The organism is Runella sp. (assembly GCF_965279615.1).
Taxonomy (GTDB): Bacteria; Bacteroidota; Bacteroidia; order Cytophagales; family Spirosomataceae; genus Runella.
The window spans coordinates 6054044-6071621 of record NZ_OZ257252.1 but is presented as its reverse complement, the minus strand read 5'-3'; the positions used below and the strand labels follow the sequence as shown (position 1 = coordinate 6071621).

Genomic DNA, 17578 nt, shown 5'->3' with positions numbered 1-17578 from the left:
AAAAAGGGTTGTACCTACGGTACAAATCAAATTCGGTTTGTATTCTTTTGCTACAAACAGGTAACTCCCACGGAGCATCATTGCCTCTTTTTTTGATAATTGAATTTCAATGATGAGTAAAGAAGTGCAGTTCTGCTCCGTGAGAGCTACCTATTTATAGAATTCGGAAATAACAAAATAACACCTTTTTGCTCCGTAGAAGCTACCCTACTGCTTAAAAACATGGGTTGTGTCTACAGCACAAAACAAATTTGGAATGTATTCCTTTGCTACAAATAGGTAGCTCCTACGGAGCAAAAACTATGCTTTTAGATGCCTGCTTGGGCGGCTCTGTCCGGCATGATAAACAATGGCTTCTGTAAAGTAGGAAGACTCAGCATCAAAAGCTTATTCCGGTATTACAACGATAGCCTTTTTCACCCCCAAAAAAGTACTACGAATATGCCTGATTCTAAACCTGCTATTATGAAAAACCTGTTTCTTTTAATTTTCTTAAGTACCCTTCTATTTACAGAAAACACGCACGCACAAAAGCTTTCACCTCAACCCATCGCAACGGGGCAATGGCTTAAAACATGGCTGCTATGTGGGCCATTTCCGTTGGAAACGCCCAAAGATGCTTTTCAACAATGGGATCATTTAGTGGGTTTTAACAAAGATTATTTAACCAAGATCGGTGGCGAAAAGAACCCTCAATTTCAAGCGGGGGATGTTGTCAAATACGCCACGGGTACTGCAAAATGGGTACTTCACACCACCCCCGACTCCATCATTGATTTGAATAAAACCGTTTCCCGCAATGACAATGTTATTGCCTACGCTTACACCGAAGTGATGGCCGCAGAGGCAGGAGTTTGGTTTGTGTCCTTAGGTACTAACGATGGCGGAAGGTTGTGGGTCAACGGCGTAGAAGTATGGGATGTGCCGGAAGCGCGCGGCTTGACCGTCGATGATGATGTTATTCCCGTTACACTTAAAAAAGGCACAAATACCTTGCTTCTGAAAGTGGAAGAGCGCGGAAATCGTTGGGAGTTTTGCGTTCGCCTGTTTCCTTTTTCGACCCAAAAATTGGTTGAAAAAGGCGGCATTTTTAAAATTACGACCAAAGAAAACGGTGAAGCCGAGCTTGTTTCTGAGTTATCGACAACGGTACTGAATGAGTTAGTGAAAAAGGTTCACTATTCCATCAGTAACAGTCAGAAAAAGGCGGTGACAAGCGATGAACGTTCCAAGGATTTTTGCCAAAAATTAAACATCAAAACGGATAATCTGCAACCTTACGTTGCCCAATTGACGATAATCCTGAAAAGTGGTGAGCAAATCAATCAGAGTATTCGATTTGAAGCAGGGAAACGAATGAATTACAGTTTGTTTTCTAATCAAAAATCAACCTATCGCATTGCCTTGGCCGCCAATGCTTCCGGTTCTGAACAATGGGCGGCTCAGGAATTGCAGCGTTGGTTGAAAGAAATCAGTGGAGTCGAATTGCCCATTCAATCGTTGAATCAGGCATACGATGGCCCGCAAATTGTGGTAGGTTTCAATGAATTTGTTACAGCTAAAACGGGCGCAACCCAACCCGCTGTTACGGATGAATCGTTTCGCTATTGCAACGCCGGGCAGGATATTTTGATCTACGGCGGTAGTCAACGAGGTACGATGTACGGCGTGATGACTTTTTTGGAAAACGAACTCGGTTGTCGGTTTTATACCCCGACGGTTCAAATGATTCCCAAAAGAGATGAATTGATCTTCAATCACTTCGATCATGCAGAATCCCCGGGCGTGCGGGTTCGCAATGATTTTTATTACGAAGCTTTTGATCCGACATGGGCTGCGCGCAACAAGATGAACGGTGCTATGAATGAGCGCAAGCAGCCCGGCGGCGTAGAAGCGTATTGGTCGGTGCATACATTTTATCCATTGATTCCTCCTGCGGAGTTTTTTGGCAAACATCCCGAATATTACAGCCTGATCGAAGGCAAACGTACCCACGACCGCGCGCAATTATGCCTTTCCAATCCGGAAGTGCTGCAAATCATGATCGAACGTATCAAAAAAAGAATGCGCGAAAGTCCTGATAATCTGATCTATGATGTTTCGCAAAACGACTGGTACAATCCATGCCAATGCGATAAATGCCGGGCGATTGTACAACGTGAAGGCGGCGAATCGGGAATTAATATCTGGTTTGTGAACCAAGTAGCGGAAGCTGTAGAAAAAGAATTTCCCAGCAAATTTATCGGAACATTGGCATACCAATATACCCGCACACCGCCCAAAAGCATCCGCCCGCGTAACAACGTTGTGGTTCGTCTTTGCAGCATTGAATGTTGTTTTGCGCACGATTTTAAATCCTGCCCTGAAAATCAATCGTTTCTGCAAGACTTAAAAGGTTGGTCAACGTTGGCACCGCACATGTACATCTGGGATTATGTGGTCAATTTCAGTCATTACATCATGCCTTACCCTAATTTCAAAGTATTGCAGCCCAATATCAAGACGTTTCAGGAAAACAACGCCATTGGCATCATGGAACAGGCCGCTTATCAAAGTCGCGGCGGAGAATTTGCGGAACTGAAAGCGTATCTGATCTCCAAATTGCTCTGGAATCCGGACTGTGACGTCAACGAAGTTGTAGATGATTTTATGTACGGCTATTACGGCCGCGCGGGGAAATTCATTCGTCAATATTACGATCTGATTCAGGGGCAAATCACCCCTAATACGCACATTCATTTAGGGCTCAAACCTGATGATCCAATCTTTGCGGGCGATTTTGTGCAGCAGGCCTCAAAGCTCTTCAAAGAAGCCGAAAAAGTAGCGGACAATGTTGAAATGTTACGTCGGGTAGAAATGGCCTCGTTGCCGTTGCTCTACCTCAAATGCCGCAAAAATCCCACGTTTTCGCGCGTAGACGGCACATATTTAAAATTTAATACAATTGTCAAAAGAGAAGGTATCACGCATTTCGCCGAGGAGGGTGCGCCGAATGTAAATGGATTTCACAGTTGGGTTGAAAATGCGAAATAAGGTAACGGAACCGGCTTCGGAGAAGCCCAACCTTTGTAGCAAAAGAGAGGTAGATACCTAATAAATCGTAAAGCTTCGGAGAAGCGCAACCTTTGTGATAGTTGCGTTTCTCCGAAGCTTCAAGGTGTATGGGTTACGTTAATCTTTATTCTACAAATGTTGGGCTTCTCCGAAGCCGGTTTTAATACACCATTTCCATCACACGTTTCTACAATGGTTGGGCTTCTCCGAAGCCGGTTTTAATACACCATTTCCATCACACGTTTCTACAATGGTTGGGCTTCTCCGAAGCCATTTCAAGATTACGCTTCTCCGAAGCCTTTTTCTTTCATTACAAGGCCAAATTCCCTTCCAAATTATACCCCTTCACCCGCACCGCAGGCGCTTTGGAATCAGCATCTTTTTTGTAACATTTGACACTGACGGTTTTAGTTTCGCCGGGTAATAATGACACGTAGTTATCCGTCCAGAAAACAGGTAAAATGGCCGGGCCGTTAGTTTCTTTCGCCAATTCCAGTTCGATGAAAAACGCCACTTTATCCGAAGGATTTGTCAGTTTTACCGAGACTTCGTATTCATCGCCTTGTTCTTTGACCGTCTTTTCGGTTTGAACTTTCACCTTGGGCAAGGTATTCAACGCGGTGAAATCAGCGTATTGCTTTTGCGGCGTATAAAACCAGAAGTATTGTTTCCAATCCAGTTCATCCGTTTTTGTTGGGAGCCAATAAAAATTATCGGCAATCACTTCGCCCGTGTTATTTTTGAGTTTTAAGGACAGGAAATACACTTGGTTTTTACCCTGTAAAGCAGGCACTTGCAGCCATTTTTGTACTGTATTTTCAGCCAGATCAGCCGTTTGTTTCTGCTCAAAAATCACTTTTGAGTTTTGATCCAACAGCTTTACTTCCGCCTGATAGCCTTTGATGGCCGTGCGCGTATCATTGCTGACGTGAAGGGTACGATTGTAATAATCATAAATAATATTGATGGGTTGCGCGGCTTTTTTGGTGCCGTAATACGCTCCCGTTGGCATGAGGTAGTAATCGTACATTTGCCAATAAAAATCGGGCCAAGGCGAGTTGAGCATCCACTGCACCACACCCGTCGCCACCGGGCGATTGATAACATGTGATTCAAACATGGGGCGAATGGCCTCGTAGCTCATCAATTGTGCTTTCATGGCTAAATCGTCCAAATTGGCCGGCTGACCGTGTTTGTTATTGAGCGCTTTCAGGAACACACCCAAGGTATTAAAATCTTTGCGCCCTGAGTGGTAATTCCACATTTTGTTATCAGCAGGCCATAGGTCAGCTTCGGGCATCATTTTTCTGATACTTTCCACTGGCGGGATCTGCGGCCCGGGGCCAACTTCGGAATTAAAGCCGTAAGCACCGCCCAGTTTTTTATCTTCATACCAATACACCGGCGGCACATATTCATAAGGACCGTTCATTTTCATACCCGACGAACCTGTCAATGTACTCACAAAAGCTCCCGACGATACCAAAAACTGACGCGTAGGGTCGTATCTTTTGAGGGTTTCCTGATACATTTTCTCCAACGACGGCTTCGGCATGGCATCGCTGCCACCCGCCCACGTAAAGATACTCGGGTGATTGCGCAGCCATTTGACTTGATCACGGAAGTAGTTGGATAACAGCATTTCTTCATCCGGTCTCAACTTTACTGCATACAAATCCACACCTTCATTGATCGGGAGGTTTTCGTCGCCGGGCTTTATTTTCAACTCCATGCCCAGGTAATCAGGCCATTCCCACTGACAACTCCAACCCACCATGAGCAGAATCCCGTTTTCGTCGCAGAGGTTATACAGGTTGTGGTTGTTTCCCCAAATTCCTTCAAAACGCAACGAATTGAGGTTCATTTCTTTCACATAACGCAATTGTGCCGCATCTTTTTCGGGCATATAACGCAAAAACAGATCGTCTACCCAACCGGCACTTTTGATCAACACATCACGCCCGTTGACCTTATAGCCCCGCACGCCTTTGTCGTTGAGTGCAGTTTCGATTTTGCGCACACCAAATTTTGTGGTTTGTGTATCCTGCACCACTCCCTGCTCATTTACCTCCAACTTCAATTCATACATGGCCGGTTCACCTAATCCGTTAGGCCACCAAAGTCGCGGATTTTTAAGATTAAGTTGCGTAAATTCCTGCGGTGTAAACTTCACCTCCTGCCGTTCGTTGGGCGCTAATTTGACCGTTTTCTTAAAGGTGATGTCTTCAATTTTACCCGAAACTTCTACCGTTTTAGCTTCACTTCCGTGGTTAAACACCTCAGTGCTGATGGTCAAGCTCGCTTTGGTTAGATCTTTAGTATCCACATCAGGAGCAACAAAAGGCGCATTGAGCGATACTTTGCCCGAACGTTTGAGGTGAATGTCCCGGTAAATGCCCATAAAATGATCGGGAGGCGTAGGTGCCCAATCCACATAGCCCATGTAAAAATCACGGACTTGGGGCGGAAATATCTCCACCAAAATCGTATTCTCTCCACTTTTGGCAACGTCAGTAATGTCCAGATCAAACTGGCGAAAAGCACCGAAAAGCGTATCATGCGTGGCTACCTGTTTGCCATTTATCCAAAAATCAGCGCGGTAATTGATGCCTTCTATCAATAAGCGTAATTGCTCTTTTTGGGCATCAAAATCTTCGACTTGAAACGTATTCCTGAACCACCATGTATTTTCAAAACGTGCACGGGGAATTTTTTCGAGGTTTTTGCCGTAGAAAACATCTTTGTATTCTCCCGCATCTACCAATGCGCCCAAAACGGTGGTGGGCAAAGTAGCTTTGTACCATGCATCAGAATAATTGGTTAGACCTGACAAGGCGATGGCATCCCCTTTTATTTCTTTGGAAGAAGCGATCATCCAGCCATCACGCAAAGTACGGTCCTCAATCTTGATCTTGGAACCACAGCTTGTGAGCAGCAATAATGTAATTAAACAGAAAAATATACTTTCTTTATTCATGGTTCTATTATTCACTTAACCGCGATAGACGCAAAGAGAAAAACTTGCGCCTATTGCGAAACCTATTGCGTCCATTGCGGTAAAAAATCAGATAACTTCACTTTTTATTTTACGAATGGCCGCCGCAAACGACTCCATATCTTCCTTCGTTCCCAACATCGCATGTTGTAAAATCCACACGGCTTCGTCGCTACACGCACGTTCCGCTACGGGGCAATATACCTGCGTATAGTCCACATCGTCAGGGAGGGCGTAGCACATAAAATTCTTGTTTTGGAATAACGGCTGTTTGTACAAAGGATGTGGATAACCTCGGAAACAGGGTACACCTTCCGCCGCTAAACGCTCCGCAAATTCAACTTTGCTGAGACCGTTAAATTGCGTTTGGTCGTACTTGAAAATATAAATATGATAACAATGCCGCGTTTCGCCTAAGCCGCGTTTCAAAGGTGTAATTCCTTCAATTTGCTCCAGTAATTCATTCAAATACAGGCCATTCCCATTTCTGGTAACGGTTTGCGCTTCCAAACGTTTGAGTTGCGCCGAGAGCAATACCGCCTGCATTTGCGTAATGCGATAGTTACAACCCGGATTATAATGATCGTACCATTGGCCGCCTTCGATGCGGCCCACATTGCGAAGGGAGTTCATCATGGCGTACAATTCATCGTCATCCGTTACCACAATTCCACCTTCGCCCGCCGTCAGATTTTTAGATGATTGAAAACTGAAACTGCCGACGTCGCCGATGGAACCCAGTTTCTTTCCCTTATATTCAGCACCGTGAGCGTGAGCGGCGTCTTCGATCACGCGCAGATTATACCGCTTGGCAATATCCATAATGGCATCCATGTCGCAGGCCTGTCCACCGAAATGCACCGGAATAATGACCTTGGTGCGCGGCGTAATGGCCGCTTCGATGGCTTGGGGCGAGATATTGTAGGTATCGGGGTCCAAATCTACGAATACAGGCACGCAGTTGACTTCGACGACGGTGGAAGCGGTGGCAATGAATGTATAAGGAGGCACAATAACCTCGTCACCGGGTTTTACGCCACAGGCAATCAACGCCAAACGCAACGACACCGAGCCGTTGACGCAGCTAATGGCGTATTTGCTTCCGCAATAGGCGGCAAATTCTTTTTCAAAAGTTTCGACCAGATCGCCGCAATCGGGATTTCCCCATTTTCCGCTTCGTACCACTTCGGCTACGGCTTCTACTTCTATTTGATCAAATATAGGCCAAGAAAAGGTCTTCTTGACAGTTTTTTCGGCTATTTCCACTTTTATATAGGGGTCTTTATTTCTTGTATATTACTGCAATCAAGTCATTTTAGGCTATTCTTTTTCGACACAGAGTTACTCAGAGTATATACACAGAGTTTCACAGAGAGAAAACTTCGTGTAACTCTGTGCTATACTTCGTGCAACTCTGTGGCCTAAAAACTAACTTAAAGTAGCCTTTTTTTTCTATAAAACTGTATATCTACAAATGAACCTAAACCCTCAAAATACCCTTTCTTATAATGAAAAACAAACAACTTTACTTTGCCATGCTCATGGCGGGGATGTCGCTCGGAACAGCTTGGGCCATTCGCGGACAATTTGGTCACGAATACGGCGCAGCTTGGGCCGGAGCGGTCGGCTCATTGAGCGTTTTACTCGTAGCCAAGCGGGCAGATTGGTACACCAAAATCTTTGCCGCTACCCTTGCCGGAGCGTTGGGCTGGGGTTTGACCGGCTTGGCGAGTTATGGCATCGTGGTTGGATATGGACGCGGTATTGAGTTCGTCAACGTGTATTATGGATTATTGATGTTGTTTGTCATTGGAGGTTTGTACGGTTATGTGGGTGGCGGTTTGTTTGGTTTGGCGTTGGCAGACTCAGCAGCCAAACCCGTTAAATGGGTTGAGGTTATTGTAGAAATGACAATCGGAGCTATTCTTTTTTACTTTTTTATGATCGAAGAATTCGGATGGCTCATGACTCCGCCACGTTCTGAAATGTGGGCAGCCTGCTTTGGTGCAGCGGTGGCATTGACGTGGTACTTGGTGCGCCACCAACAGTCCTCGGCCCTGCGTGTAGCCGTTTTCTCAGGTCTTGGCGGTGGCTTTGGCTTTGCTTTTGGCAATACCTTGCAGGTATTGGGCGGCTTGACGGGCGTCAAGTTCAATTTCTGGAACGTAATGGAATATTCGCTAGGTTTTTTCGGCGGACTCGGCATGGCCTATGGAACGCTCACTTCGCAGTGGGAAAAGGGTGAAAATCAACAACCTAAATCCAAGATTTGGTTTCCATTGCTAATGGTAACGTTGGTGATCCCATTCATTGTTTGGGAACGATCATTTGATCTGGAACGCCTTCAGGGAATTTTCACTAAAATAGAAGTAGCGGCCGATAGCCCCATACTTGTAGGTATACAATGGACGTCGATTGGAATGATATTGGTGTTAACGGCTTGGTGGTGGATGCGTTTTTATCAAAATAGAGCCAATGCGGTGTCTTATACTAAAAATGAAGTGTATGCTTTCTTCCTCTCCCATTGGGGATTGTATACCATGTTCAGTTTTCTGATTACGGGCGCATTTATGAGTGGCTACCGTATCGAACAATACCTTTATCTGGTAAATTGGATCATTGTGGCCTTCCTGATTGGCAAAACGCATCCTGAATTTACGCCCAAACCCCTTGCACCGAAGAAATGGAGCCTCAATTTTGGCATTCTGTTAGTCTTCTTTGCGTTATTGGCGTTCATCCTCATCAATTCTCACGGCGAGTTAAAAGGCGCTCAAAAACGCTTTGGTGTGCCTCCGCCGGTAGAGGAGGCGAAGTGACCTCCTAATTGAATCATATCATTCCGGTTACTAATTCCGTTATTTTTGATATGAGAAACAGTTTAAATAACTGGTTTGATAGCAAGAAGATGTTAAATATATGGCACAATTCTTATACTTTTGTAATTGAAACAGATATATCAAATGCTTGATAAACTTAGAGAAATAGCTTTTAGATTTCAAATTGATCCTGATAAAACTGTAGGCCACGCAGCTCGTATATCTTCTGTAATAAGTGTATTATCAAGTATAAATCAGTCTTTTCAAAGTTTTTTGGAGGTAGAATTTTTCAAAAATGAGGATTTTGTAAAGGCATATGAGCAAAGTAATAAAGTACTTGATTCTTTAAAAGAAGACCTTGAGCTTTTAATTGTAGATTTAAAATTCAGCAGTTTTGAAGCTGCTGCAGTCCCTAATATAATCTCCCCCCCCTCGCTCTTCAACGACCATGTAAACAGGTGGAAAAAAGAGACTTACGAGGACTACAAGGAAAATATCTTATATGGAGACTATGAAGACCCTAAATATTTACGCAAGGTATTGGATCGTTTTAGCGATATTGAGCGAAATCAAATATTTAAACCTTTATTTTCTGCTGTTTCTCCGGAGCGGCCTTATAAGTTAAATTTACTTAATGAAGGTGTAAAAAAGGTCCTAAAACAGCCGGCAAAAAATTTATATTCATTTTATGTTCCCAAAGTTAAAAAATCAAAAATCAATGAATCCGTGCATAAAATAGTACAATTTTATGCACAAGTACGGAAGGATGAAAACGGATATAGCCTTTCTAAAAAAAATATAAAGCAGGTATATTTTTGGGAAGAATTAGACCATGAAACTTACCCTTACAAACCTAATACCATTGCTTTTGAAAATACAGTATATATCCTAAATAAACGTATTGATTGTCAAGTTGAATTTGAGGATGGCATGTATGTTATTCAAAATTTAGAGTATGATATTACAGTTTGGGGTGAAACTCGTGAAGAAGCTGAATATTCATTCGGCTTTACTTTCCATTCTCTTTACCAAAATTTTGCCTTAGAAGAGGATAAGAAATTATCAAAAGCAGCAATATTACTAAAGGAAAATCTTATAAAAACAGTTAAAAAAGTAATCAATGAAAGTCAGAAAAGCTAAGGATATACAAAAAGTCCTTACTAAAAAAGGCTTTGTTTTCTACCCGGAAAAAGATCATCATCAATTTTACTACCTTGAAATAGATGGAGTAAAGCAAAATGTTTATACTTATTTTAGTCATGGACTAAATGAATATGGTACATCATTGATGGGGAAAATCAAAAAGCAATTAAAGTTTGCGGAAACTAATAAAGCAGAAGACTTTTTTGACTGCCCGATGAGTGGACAACAATATGTTGAAATGCTGAAAGAGCTTGGTGTGCTTACCGATTAAGCTCCTTTATAGTATGTTAATTTTGCTCATTGCCTTGCCTTCCAAAGGTTAGCTTATCAAGGTGGTTTTTCCCTCCAACATTCATAGGTGTTCCTTTTACCCTCATTATCAGGAATTAGTGGAAAACTTAATCATTGAATCCGATGAATAAAGCCAAAAAGCACGATAGCGCCATTATGCGCAAAGTTCAAGAAAGAATTACTCCTGAACTAAAAGACCAAATCGACCGACGAATGAATCTGGCGGTTCAAATTCATCATGCCTTACAAAAGTGAGGATTAACTAATCAGGAATTTGCTTTTATGATGGGCAAGAAATCTTCCGAAATCAGCCGTTGGCTAAGTGGTACGCACAACTTTACTACCGAAACACTTTGGGAAATTGAGCGAGTATTAAATATCCAACTTTTGACAAGTTCACCGATGAAAGAAAAGCAAACAACAGAATTGAATGAACTTAGCGAATTTATTATAGAAGAAGTTCATAAAGCTCTCCAACTTTTCTTACTTCAAAAGAAAAGGATTGTAGAATCATAAAGAAGCTTGTCAAGCGACAAAATAACGTTGGGTAGCTGACGCTTTTTGTCGTTTGACAACTTTGTTTGGTTAAAAGCATCGTAATCTATAAATTTGTTAAAAGGGTAATAATCAACCTTTTTTAGTAATCGTGCATTTTTAACCTAAACATTTATCAATATGAAAACACTTGCCTTAGCATTCATTTTTCTTACGGCTTACGGCATTGAAAATGACAAATCCGACGATAAAAAAACATATTATTACTACTGCAAATCACGGCCTTGGGACATGAGTACAGTAACGGGTAAAGCAGAATTCAAATACACAAAAATCACCAAAGTTGAAGCCAACGATAATGATCTGACCGTCTTGACAAAAGAATGGGCGAATTATATGAAAGCGAATTGTAACTACGGAAAATGTACCAGCGATTTCAATTATTATTATTCATTCGAACAGGCGTCTCAACGACAGAATGCAATGCTCAATGACCCGGAAAATCTCAACAAGTTTAATTTTGTAGAAGTAGATTTTAAATAGAGGTTTCCAAAAAGATCGTTTTTTGAAGGTTGGCGGTCTGCTCCATCGCCAACCATTTTTATAGTTTTCCTTAAAATCCTTGCCCAATCACCCATAAATTGGTTATTTGCCTCCTCACTTTGAGATGCAATGCTTCAACAAACCAATGAAAAAACTTCTCCTGTCTCTTTTACTTTTCGCACCTGTAAGTGCCTTCGCCCAAGACTTGGCGAAAGATACCGTGGCCATCAAAAATGTCATTGCTGATTTTTTTGAGTTGTTTTCCCAAGATGACCTCAAATACATGGAGCGAAATTGCACGCCTGAGTTTGAGTTGTATGAAGTGGGTAAATTATGGACGATAGACACGCTGCGAAACTTTGTGTCTAAAAGACAGACACAGAAGCGCATTTGGGCAAGAACCAATGAGTTCAGGTTTATCAAATTTACCGTCAAAAAAGACATCGCCTGGATTGGTTATTACAACAATGCCTATTTGACCAATACCGCTACCAACGAAAAACGCACCGTACGATGGCTGGAAAGTGCCATTTTGGTCAGGAAAGACCGGGAATGGTGGCTTACTCAAATGCATTCCACGCCCATTACGAAATAAGTTAATTCCCGATGCTTGGCGGTAGGCTCGTGGTACTGTAGGTACACCCGCTGATCTGCGCCGTAAACGTTGTTGCAGCATTGGTTTCAAACCCGGGTGTGAACAAAATGGCATTGGATGCCGTAAAAGTGGTAGTACTGTTGGTCGCCAACTTTGCCGTAGAAGTAATGGATTTGTGAGCCGTGACCGCAGTAGTGCCCGATAGCGTACCGCCGACGGCCGGTTGGATAGGGCAATCTTTTACTACATGAACCTCTTTTCCCGTAATACCGTCATTGGCCAGAAACAGGATGATCTTTCGCAAGGGAGAATGGTAAAAATTGGCAGGTGCAGAGGAGCCGGTGTTGGGCGCAATGTCTTTTAAAAGCAGCGTGTTCTGAACCGTTCCGTCCGAAAAATAAGGCTCACCGTCAATGCCTGTGTTGGACAATCCTGAAAAAGCCAAACCATAGTTGGTTGTTCTTACTTCCAATAACGTTTTAATGTCTAATTGATAAGTCCCCGCTGAAGTTAGATCAGACACGGTCAATTTGCGTTCTCCTCCTGCTGTAGTAGTGATAAAGTAGACTTTATTGTTGAATACTGCAAACGAATTTTGATACGAATTCATCGGGTTTGAATCGCCGTCCGGGTTTAGGTCTTTGACCATTTGTGTGCCGCCGGTAGTGCCGTCCGATTTCCATAGTTCCATGCCGTTTACCCCGTCATGGCACGAAAAGACCAAATACTGATTATTGAAATTGGTCATAAAATCAGGGGCGTACCCTATTCCCGGATAAATATCCTTTACCATTGTGGTCCCGCCGTTGGTGCCGTCGGTTTTCCATAGTTCGCTTCCCAGTATAGGATCGTAAAAAGTAAAAAATAAGGTGTTCCCTACCGGTTTAAGGTTATACGAATTATTGGGATTATTGGCTCCCGCCACCAGTTCTTTTGCGATAAATGTTCCGCTCTCAGTACCGTCCGTTCGCCAAAGTTCTTCGCCGCGAGTCTGATCATATCCCACAAAAAAAAGCAGGTTGTTGGCTACTGTAAATCTGCTCAATGGTAGGGAGCCGTTGGGGTCAAGGTCTTTCACTAACACTGTCCCGGCTTCTGTACCGTTTGTTTTCCAGAGTTCATCCCCAATATTGAAGTACAATAAACCATTATAAACCGCCAAAGCATAATTGGTTGAGAAATTACTGCTCGGAGAGCTCTTAAATATGCTCGGAACGCTTACGCCGTCAGTGACCCAAAGCTGCTGATTGACAAAGAAATACATTTTGTTGCTGTACCAAATAAACTCCGAGTCGAAACGACTTGAATGGCTGTAAAAGTCAAAAGTGGAATATACCTGATACGGACTTTGAGGACTTACAGGGTAGGCATTGAAGTCATAAAATAGCCGGGTTCCGTTTTGAGTACCGTCGGTTTTCCATAATTCCAACCCGTCTTTGCCGTTGTCAAACGTAAAAAATATTCCTTGGCTGCTCTCCGATACCTTTCTAAAGTCCTCATTATTACTGAAACCTCCCGTTTTAATATCTTTCACCAATGCTACTGCTCCGCTATTTATTCTGTACAATTCATACCCTGAAGAAGGAGCATAGGCGCTGAGATAAAACGCGGCACCTGATTTTTGAATTGGGTACACATTTGTAATATTCAGCGCGGGATTAATGGACTCCAGCGTCTCTGTTCCGGCCAATGTTCCGTTTGATTTCCAGGCTTTAAACCCCTGCCCTGTTCCGTTGGCGATAAAAAGTAATTCATTTTCAAACGCCCGAAAATACGAATAGTCGGCAGAAACGCTGCCTGTCATTAGGTCTTTCACTAAATAAGTACCCATTTCCGTTCCGTCCGACCGCCAAAGTTCATAGCCGGCGGTGCCATTGTTGGCAATAAAAAAAAGCTGCGTACCGGTACCGATGAAAGTTCTTTTGGCAGCGTCGGTCGGGAAGGTGACATCACCAGTGGCAGTGGAAGGATTGATATCTTTGACGGGAAGCAGATTATTCGTTGTGCCGTCTGTTTGAAACAATTCCCTGCGTGCGTTTGAATCCTCAGCCGTAAAAAACAATTTCCCGTTGGCAATGGTCAAATCTTTGGGATCGTTTACGTAAATGGCCGCAAGTTGAGCACTGAAAGCATTGGTTCGAAACAGCCCTCTGTTACTCGGAACAGTATTATAATTGGCGGTAAAGTACACCTGATTGTCATAAACCGTCAACTCTTTTGGAACAGCATCGCCACCATAAGGGTTTTGGTAGGCCATTGCCAAAAAGCCAGTTGTAGAATAGGCAAACAAGGCTTTGCCATACATACTGTTATGGACCGGGAAGTACAGGTACTCTGACGTAGCCACCGGCAGCGGGGTCGTAAAATCAACTGTACTCGCGGTACCGGGGTTAAGCTGACTGTCTGTTACAACAACGGTACCGTCAGGTGTACCGTCGGTTTTCCATAATTCTACGCCGGTTGTGGCACCGGTTGCGTAAAAAAAAGCGTTTCCGTTGAAGATCGTAAATCCTCTGATAAGGGAGGAAGAGGTCCCGGTGTAAATATCTTTGCAAAGCTGTGTACCGTCGGTCGTTCCGTCGCTTATCCAAAGTTCTTCACCATAGGAGGGATGATAAGCCGTAAAAAGGAATTTTGTTCCCAGTTGCACAAAGTTTCGGGGGCTTGATCCGCTGCTGCCCGGATTTATATCTTTGAGCATTTTTGTTCCCGCCGCCGTACCGTCCGAAATCCATAATTCGCTATTTTGTCCAAACTGATTGTCGTAGGCCGAAAAGATCAATTTATCATTGAATTTAAAGAAAAAGTATTGCAGACTGTTTGTGAAAAACGGCCCCGGAACGCCCAGAGAAGGGTTTTTGACCAATGCAGTTCCTGCTTCTGTCCCGTTGGACCTCCATAGTTCGGCATATTCTGCATTATTGGTTTTTGCCAGAAAAAAGACGGTCCCGTTCACATCGGTCATTTGGCGAGGATACGAAGAACTGTTATCGGTCTTTATATCTTTAAGCAGCGATTGCGCCTGCAGGCAGGTGCAAAAAGCAAAAAGTGATACTGTTAAAAGTAAAATTCTCATTTTTCAGGTTAAATAAGTGGTTTATACTACTTTACTTCATGTTTCGTACTCTTATCCACGGTGCGTGGTTCCAGGTTTTATTCGTTCTTTCAAATCAACTTTCAACCCTTTAGCGTATTCTTTAAATCACAATGAAAAAACCATTTCTTTTGGCTGTAACGGCCTTGCTGTTCACCGCTCATCTGCTTTCAGCGCAATCGGGGAAGGTATTCGACAACCTTTCGGTGCCGAGTAAAATCCTGAAAAGCGATCGAAAATTTGCCATTTACCTACCTCCCAACTACGAAACCTCGCAACGTACCTATCCCGTATTGTATTTACTGCACGGTGCCGGCGATGACCAAACGGGTTGGGTGCAATTCGGTGAAGTACAGCAAATAGCCGAAAAAGCATTCAGCGAGGGTACCGCCACGCCCATGATCATCGTGATGCCCGATGCCAACACGGGAACGAGAGGCTACGCCAACGATGCCAAAAATGAATGGCGCTACGAGGATTTTTTCTTTCAGGAATTAATGCCTTATGTAGAAAAAACGTATCGTATCAAAACAGAAAAACGCTTCAGAGCCATTGCGGGCTTATCTATGGGCGGTGGCGGTTCATTTACCTATGCACTGCACCACCCGGAGCTTTTCTCATCGGCCTGCCCGCTCAGCGCCGCTACCGGACCGCTTACGCTTGAGGATACCAAAGCGAACCTGAAAAGAGCCAAACCGGACGTTACCTATACCGATGCCGAAATTGAGGCCTACTACAAGCGTCAAAGCGTGTTGGAATTGATCAACAGTGTGCCCGATGACCGGAAAAAAGCCGTACGTTGGTACATTGATTGCGGCGACGATGACTTTCTATACGAAGGCAATGCACTGGTACACATCGCGATGCGTAAAAAAGAGATCCCGCACGAATTCCGTATTCACGACGGTGGACATACATGGACTTATTGGCGTAAAGCGCTGCCTACTGTTTTGTCTTTCATCTCCGATGCCTTTCATCAATATTGATTCAGGAATCAGAAGCTTGGCCGTTGGCGGTGAAAAACACCGCCAACTTCCTTTTGCCTGCCTGTCAGACGCTAAATCAATAGCGTCGATCAATTCAGTATTCCAGCTTCACAGTCCAATCGGCACCGTTTTGAGTTATTGTTCGTTGTGTAGGAATGCCCTTGCTATTGTATTGGTAGCGGTAAGTAGTAATTGCCGGCTCACCACCTGAAGCATACGAAGTCGTTTGTTTGCCGGGATTGTTAACGTGAAACTTCACCCAAGGTACATACGGATAAAACGACAGCAGATCGAAGGGGTTGCCCGAAGTATCAAACTCGCTGTAATCAATTGATTCATAAAGCTTATAGCTGTCTTCCATAAAAAGGAAGTAGTCGGTATGGACACAATTGCCCTTGGCATCGTAGGTGTATTTCCATTTGGTTTTGGCAGGAGCATCGGGCAAACGGTGCTCTTCCGGAACAACCTCTTCACGCTCGGCCACTTGCCCTTTTGCATCAAACAGGAAGTAGGTAGTGGAGATCAGGCGATTGGCCGACCGGCTTTCAACTTTTTCCAGTACGCCGTTTTTATAAACGTAATTGTGAATACCTGCATCGGAACTCAGCGTAGTAAGTTGCCCGGCAGCATTGTACACAAAATTTTGTTCTAAGCGACGGATTTGACTCGGGTCCGATTGTACAAACTGCCATTGTGAAACGTATTGGGTTATACGTCCGTCGGAATCGTATTTAAATTGCTGAAAATCCGTTGCTGAGCCTACTGCTTTCTTTAATTTAGGCGCGGCCTCCTCAATAGGATCAGGCCTGTCAGGAAGGTCGTTATTATCTTTGCAACCTAACGTCAAAAAAGCCATTGTTATGACCGGTACTGTCCATTTTAACCATTCTGTTTTCATAAATAAGAGCTGTTATGTAATTTAAATTCGAGCTGCAAAATTGAGGAGCAGGTTTCTTGAAAGCGAGGGGCTCTTTGCCGGATTGACAAAAAAAGCCGGTGAAGCGTCAAAAAAAGGGTTTGTTACGTTCAATAAACACTTCTCCATTTATCCTTGATTTTAACCGTTTGTAAAAATATACGCATCTGCAAGGTACTATGCATTGCAAAGTATCTTATATAACACGTATATTTACATTAGCATTAACATCCATTTTAAAAGCAGCATCTCATGAAAACATTCGCATTTCTCATCGCATTTTGCCTTGTATCTGCCCTTATCAGTTATCCTTTTTTAAAGCAGGAACTCAACGGCGACAACCTCAGTATCAGTGTCAGTGAGTCCGATGATATGTATAAGATTTCGGCCGATTATCCTGAAGAAAAAACCCGCAAAATGCAGCGTTTTTTGGACGACCATTTGGAGCCGTCGGGTATGTCTTTTGTAAATGCCCAACTAGATGGAGATATTGCGCCCGACAACGGAATGCATTTTTACATCAAAGCTTCTCCCGGCACGCTCAGAATCAAGTTTGACAAACGTAAAAATTCGGCGGCCTCCTATCGTAGAATGAAGAAAATGGGAGAAGAATTGAAAGGCTTACTGACGGAAAAATAAAAATCGGTCAA

General features: G+C 43.4%; 13 protein-coding genes and 1 pseudogene. 10 read left to right on the top strand and 4 right to left on the bottom strand.

The genetic code is table 11. The features are described 5' to 3' along the window. Positions 1–465: 465 nt before the first annotated feature. The gene (locus tag ACQY73_RS25445) at positions 466–3033 is read left to right on the top strand and encodes a DUF4838 domain-containing protein (protein WP_428656461.1); all 2568 of its coding nucleotides are present in this window, start codon (positions 466–468) and stop codon (positions 3031–3033) included. 331 nt (positions 3034–3364) lie between these two features. Here the strand turns inward: ACQY73_RS25445 and ACQY73_RS25440 are convergent, their stop codons facing one another. Beyond that, a complete protein-coding gene (locus ACQY73_RS25440; protein WP_428656459.1) occupies positions 3365–6031 on the bottom strand; it encodes a glycoside hydrolase family 2 protein in 2667 nt (888 codons plus the stop codon). A gap of 87 nt (positions 6032–6118) precedes the next feature. Then, complete coding sequence (locus ACQY73_RS25435) at positions 6119–7315, bottom strand: DegT/DnrJ/EryC1/StrS family aminotransferase (RefSeq protein WP_428656456.1); 1197 nt, start codon at positions 7313–7315, stop codon at positions 6119–6121. 242 nt (positions 7316–7557) lie between these two features. On the opposite strand from ACQY73_RS25435, the gene ACQY73_RS25430 reads away from it, so the two are divergent. From ACQY73_RS25430 to ACQY73_RS25400, 7 genes and pseudogenes are all read left to right on the top strand, one after another. Continuing rightward, the gene (locus ACQY73_RS25430) at positions 7558–8865 is read left to right on the top strand and encodes a hypothetical protein (protein WP_428656454.1); all 1308 of its coding nucleotides are present in this window, start codon (positions 7558–7560) and stop codon (positions 8863–8865) included. Between the two features lie 144 nt (positions 8866–9009). Next, on the top strand, positions 9010–10005 hold the full coding sequence (locus tag ACQY73_RS25425) for a hypothetical protein (protein ID WP_428656452.1): 996 nt from the start codon (positions 9010–9012) through the stop codon (positions 10003–10005). Further along, positions 9986–10279 carry a hypothetical protein gene (locus ACQY73_RS25420; protein WP_428656450.1) on the top strand — a complete coding sequence of 98 codons (294 nt, stop codon included), beginning with the start codon at positions 9986–9988 and terminating at the stop codon, positions 10277–10279. The genes ACQY73_RS25425 and ACQY73_RS25420 overlap by 20 nt, the downstream gene beginning before the upstream one ends. Before the next feature lie 143 nt (positions 10280–10422). Next, the gene (locus ACQY73_RS25415) at positions 10423–10554 is read left to right on the top strand and encodes a hypothetical protein (protein ID WP_428656448.1); all 132 of its coding nucleotides are present in this window, start codon (positions 10423–10425) and stop codon (positions 10552–10554) included. Between the two features lie 12 nt (positions 10555–10566). Beyond that, positions 10567–10815, top strand: a pseudogene (locus ACQY73_RS25410) (helix-turn-helix domain-containing protein); the annotation flags it as partial. A 159-nt stretch (positions 10816–10974) separates the two neighbouring features. After that, positions 10975–11337 carry a hypothetical protein gene (locus tag ACQY73_RS25405; protein WP_428656445.1) on the top strand — a complete coding sequence of 121 codons (363 nt, stop codon included), beginning with the start codon at positions 10975–10977 and terminating at the stop codon, positions 11335–11337. 145 nt (positions 11338–11482) lie between these two features. After that, positions 11483–11932, top strand: coding sequence for a nuclear transport factor 2 family protein (locus ACQY73_RS25400; protein WP_428656443.1), 450 nt, complete (start codon positions 11483–11485; stop codon positions 11930–11932). 1 nt (position 11933) lies between these two features. Here the strand turns inward: ACQY73_RS25400 and ACQY73_RS25395 are convergent, their stop codons facing one another. Next, positions 11934–15008, bottom strand: a complete 3075-nt coding sequence (locus ACQY73_RS25395; protein ID WP_428656441.1) for a 3-coathanger stack domain-containing protein — start codon at positions 15006–15008, stop codon at positions 11934–11936. Between the two features lie 131 nt (positions 15009–15139). Between ACQY73_RS25395 and ACQY73_RS25390 the strand changes: the two genes are divergently transcribed. Continuing rightward, positions 15140–16012, top strand: a complete 873-nt coding sequence (locus tag ACQY73_RS25390; protein WP_428656439.1) for an alpha/beta hydrolase — start codon at positions 15140–15142, stop codon at positions 16010–16012. 94 nt (positions 16013–16106) lie between these two features. Here the strand turns inward: ACQY73_RS25390 and ACQY73_RS25385 are convergent, their stop codons facing one another. Beyond that, positions 16107–16910: a hypothetical protein gene (locus tag ACQY73_RS25385; protein ID WP_428656436.1), complete on the bottom strand. Its 804-nt coding sequence runs from the start codon at positions 16908–16910 to the stop codon at positions 16107–16109. Between the two features lie 270 nt (positions 16911–17180). Between ACQY73_RS25385 and ACQY73_RS25380 the strand changes: the two genes are divergently transcribed. Beyond that, the gene (locus tag ACQY73_RS25380) at positions 17181–17567 is read left to right on the top strand and encodes a hypothetical protein (RefSeq protein ID WP_428656434.1); all 387 of its coding nucleotides are present in this window, start codon (positions 17181–17183) and stop codon (positions 17565–17567) included. Positions 17568–17578 lie beyond the last annotated feature (11 nt).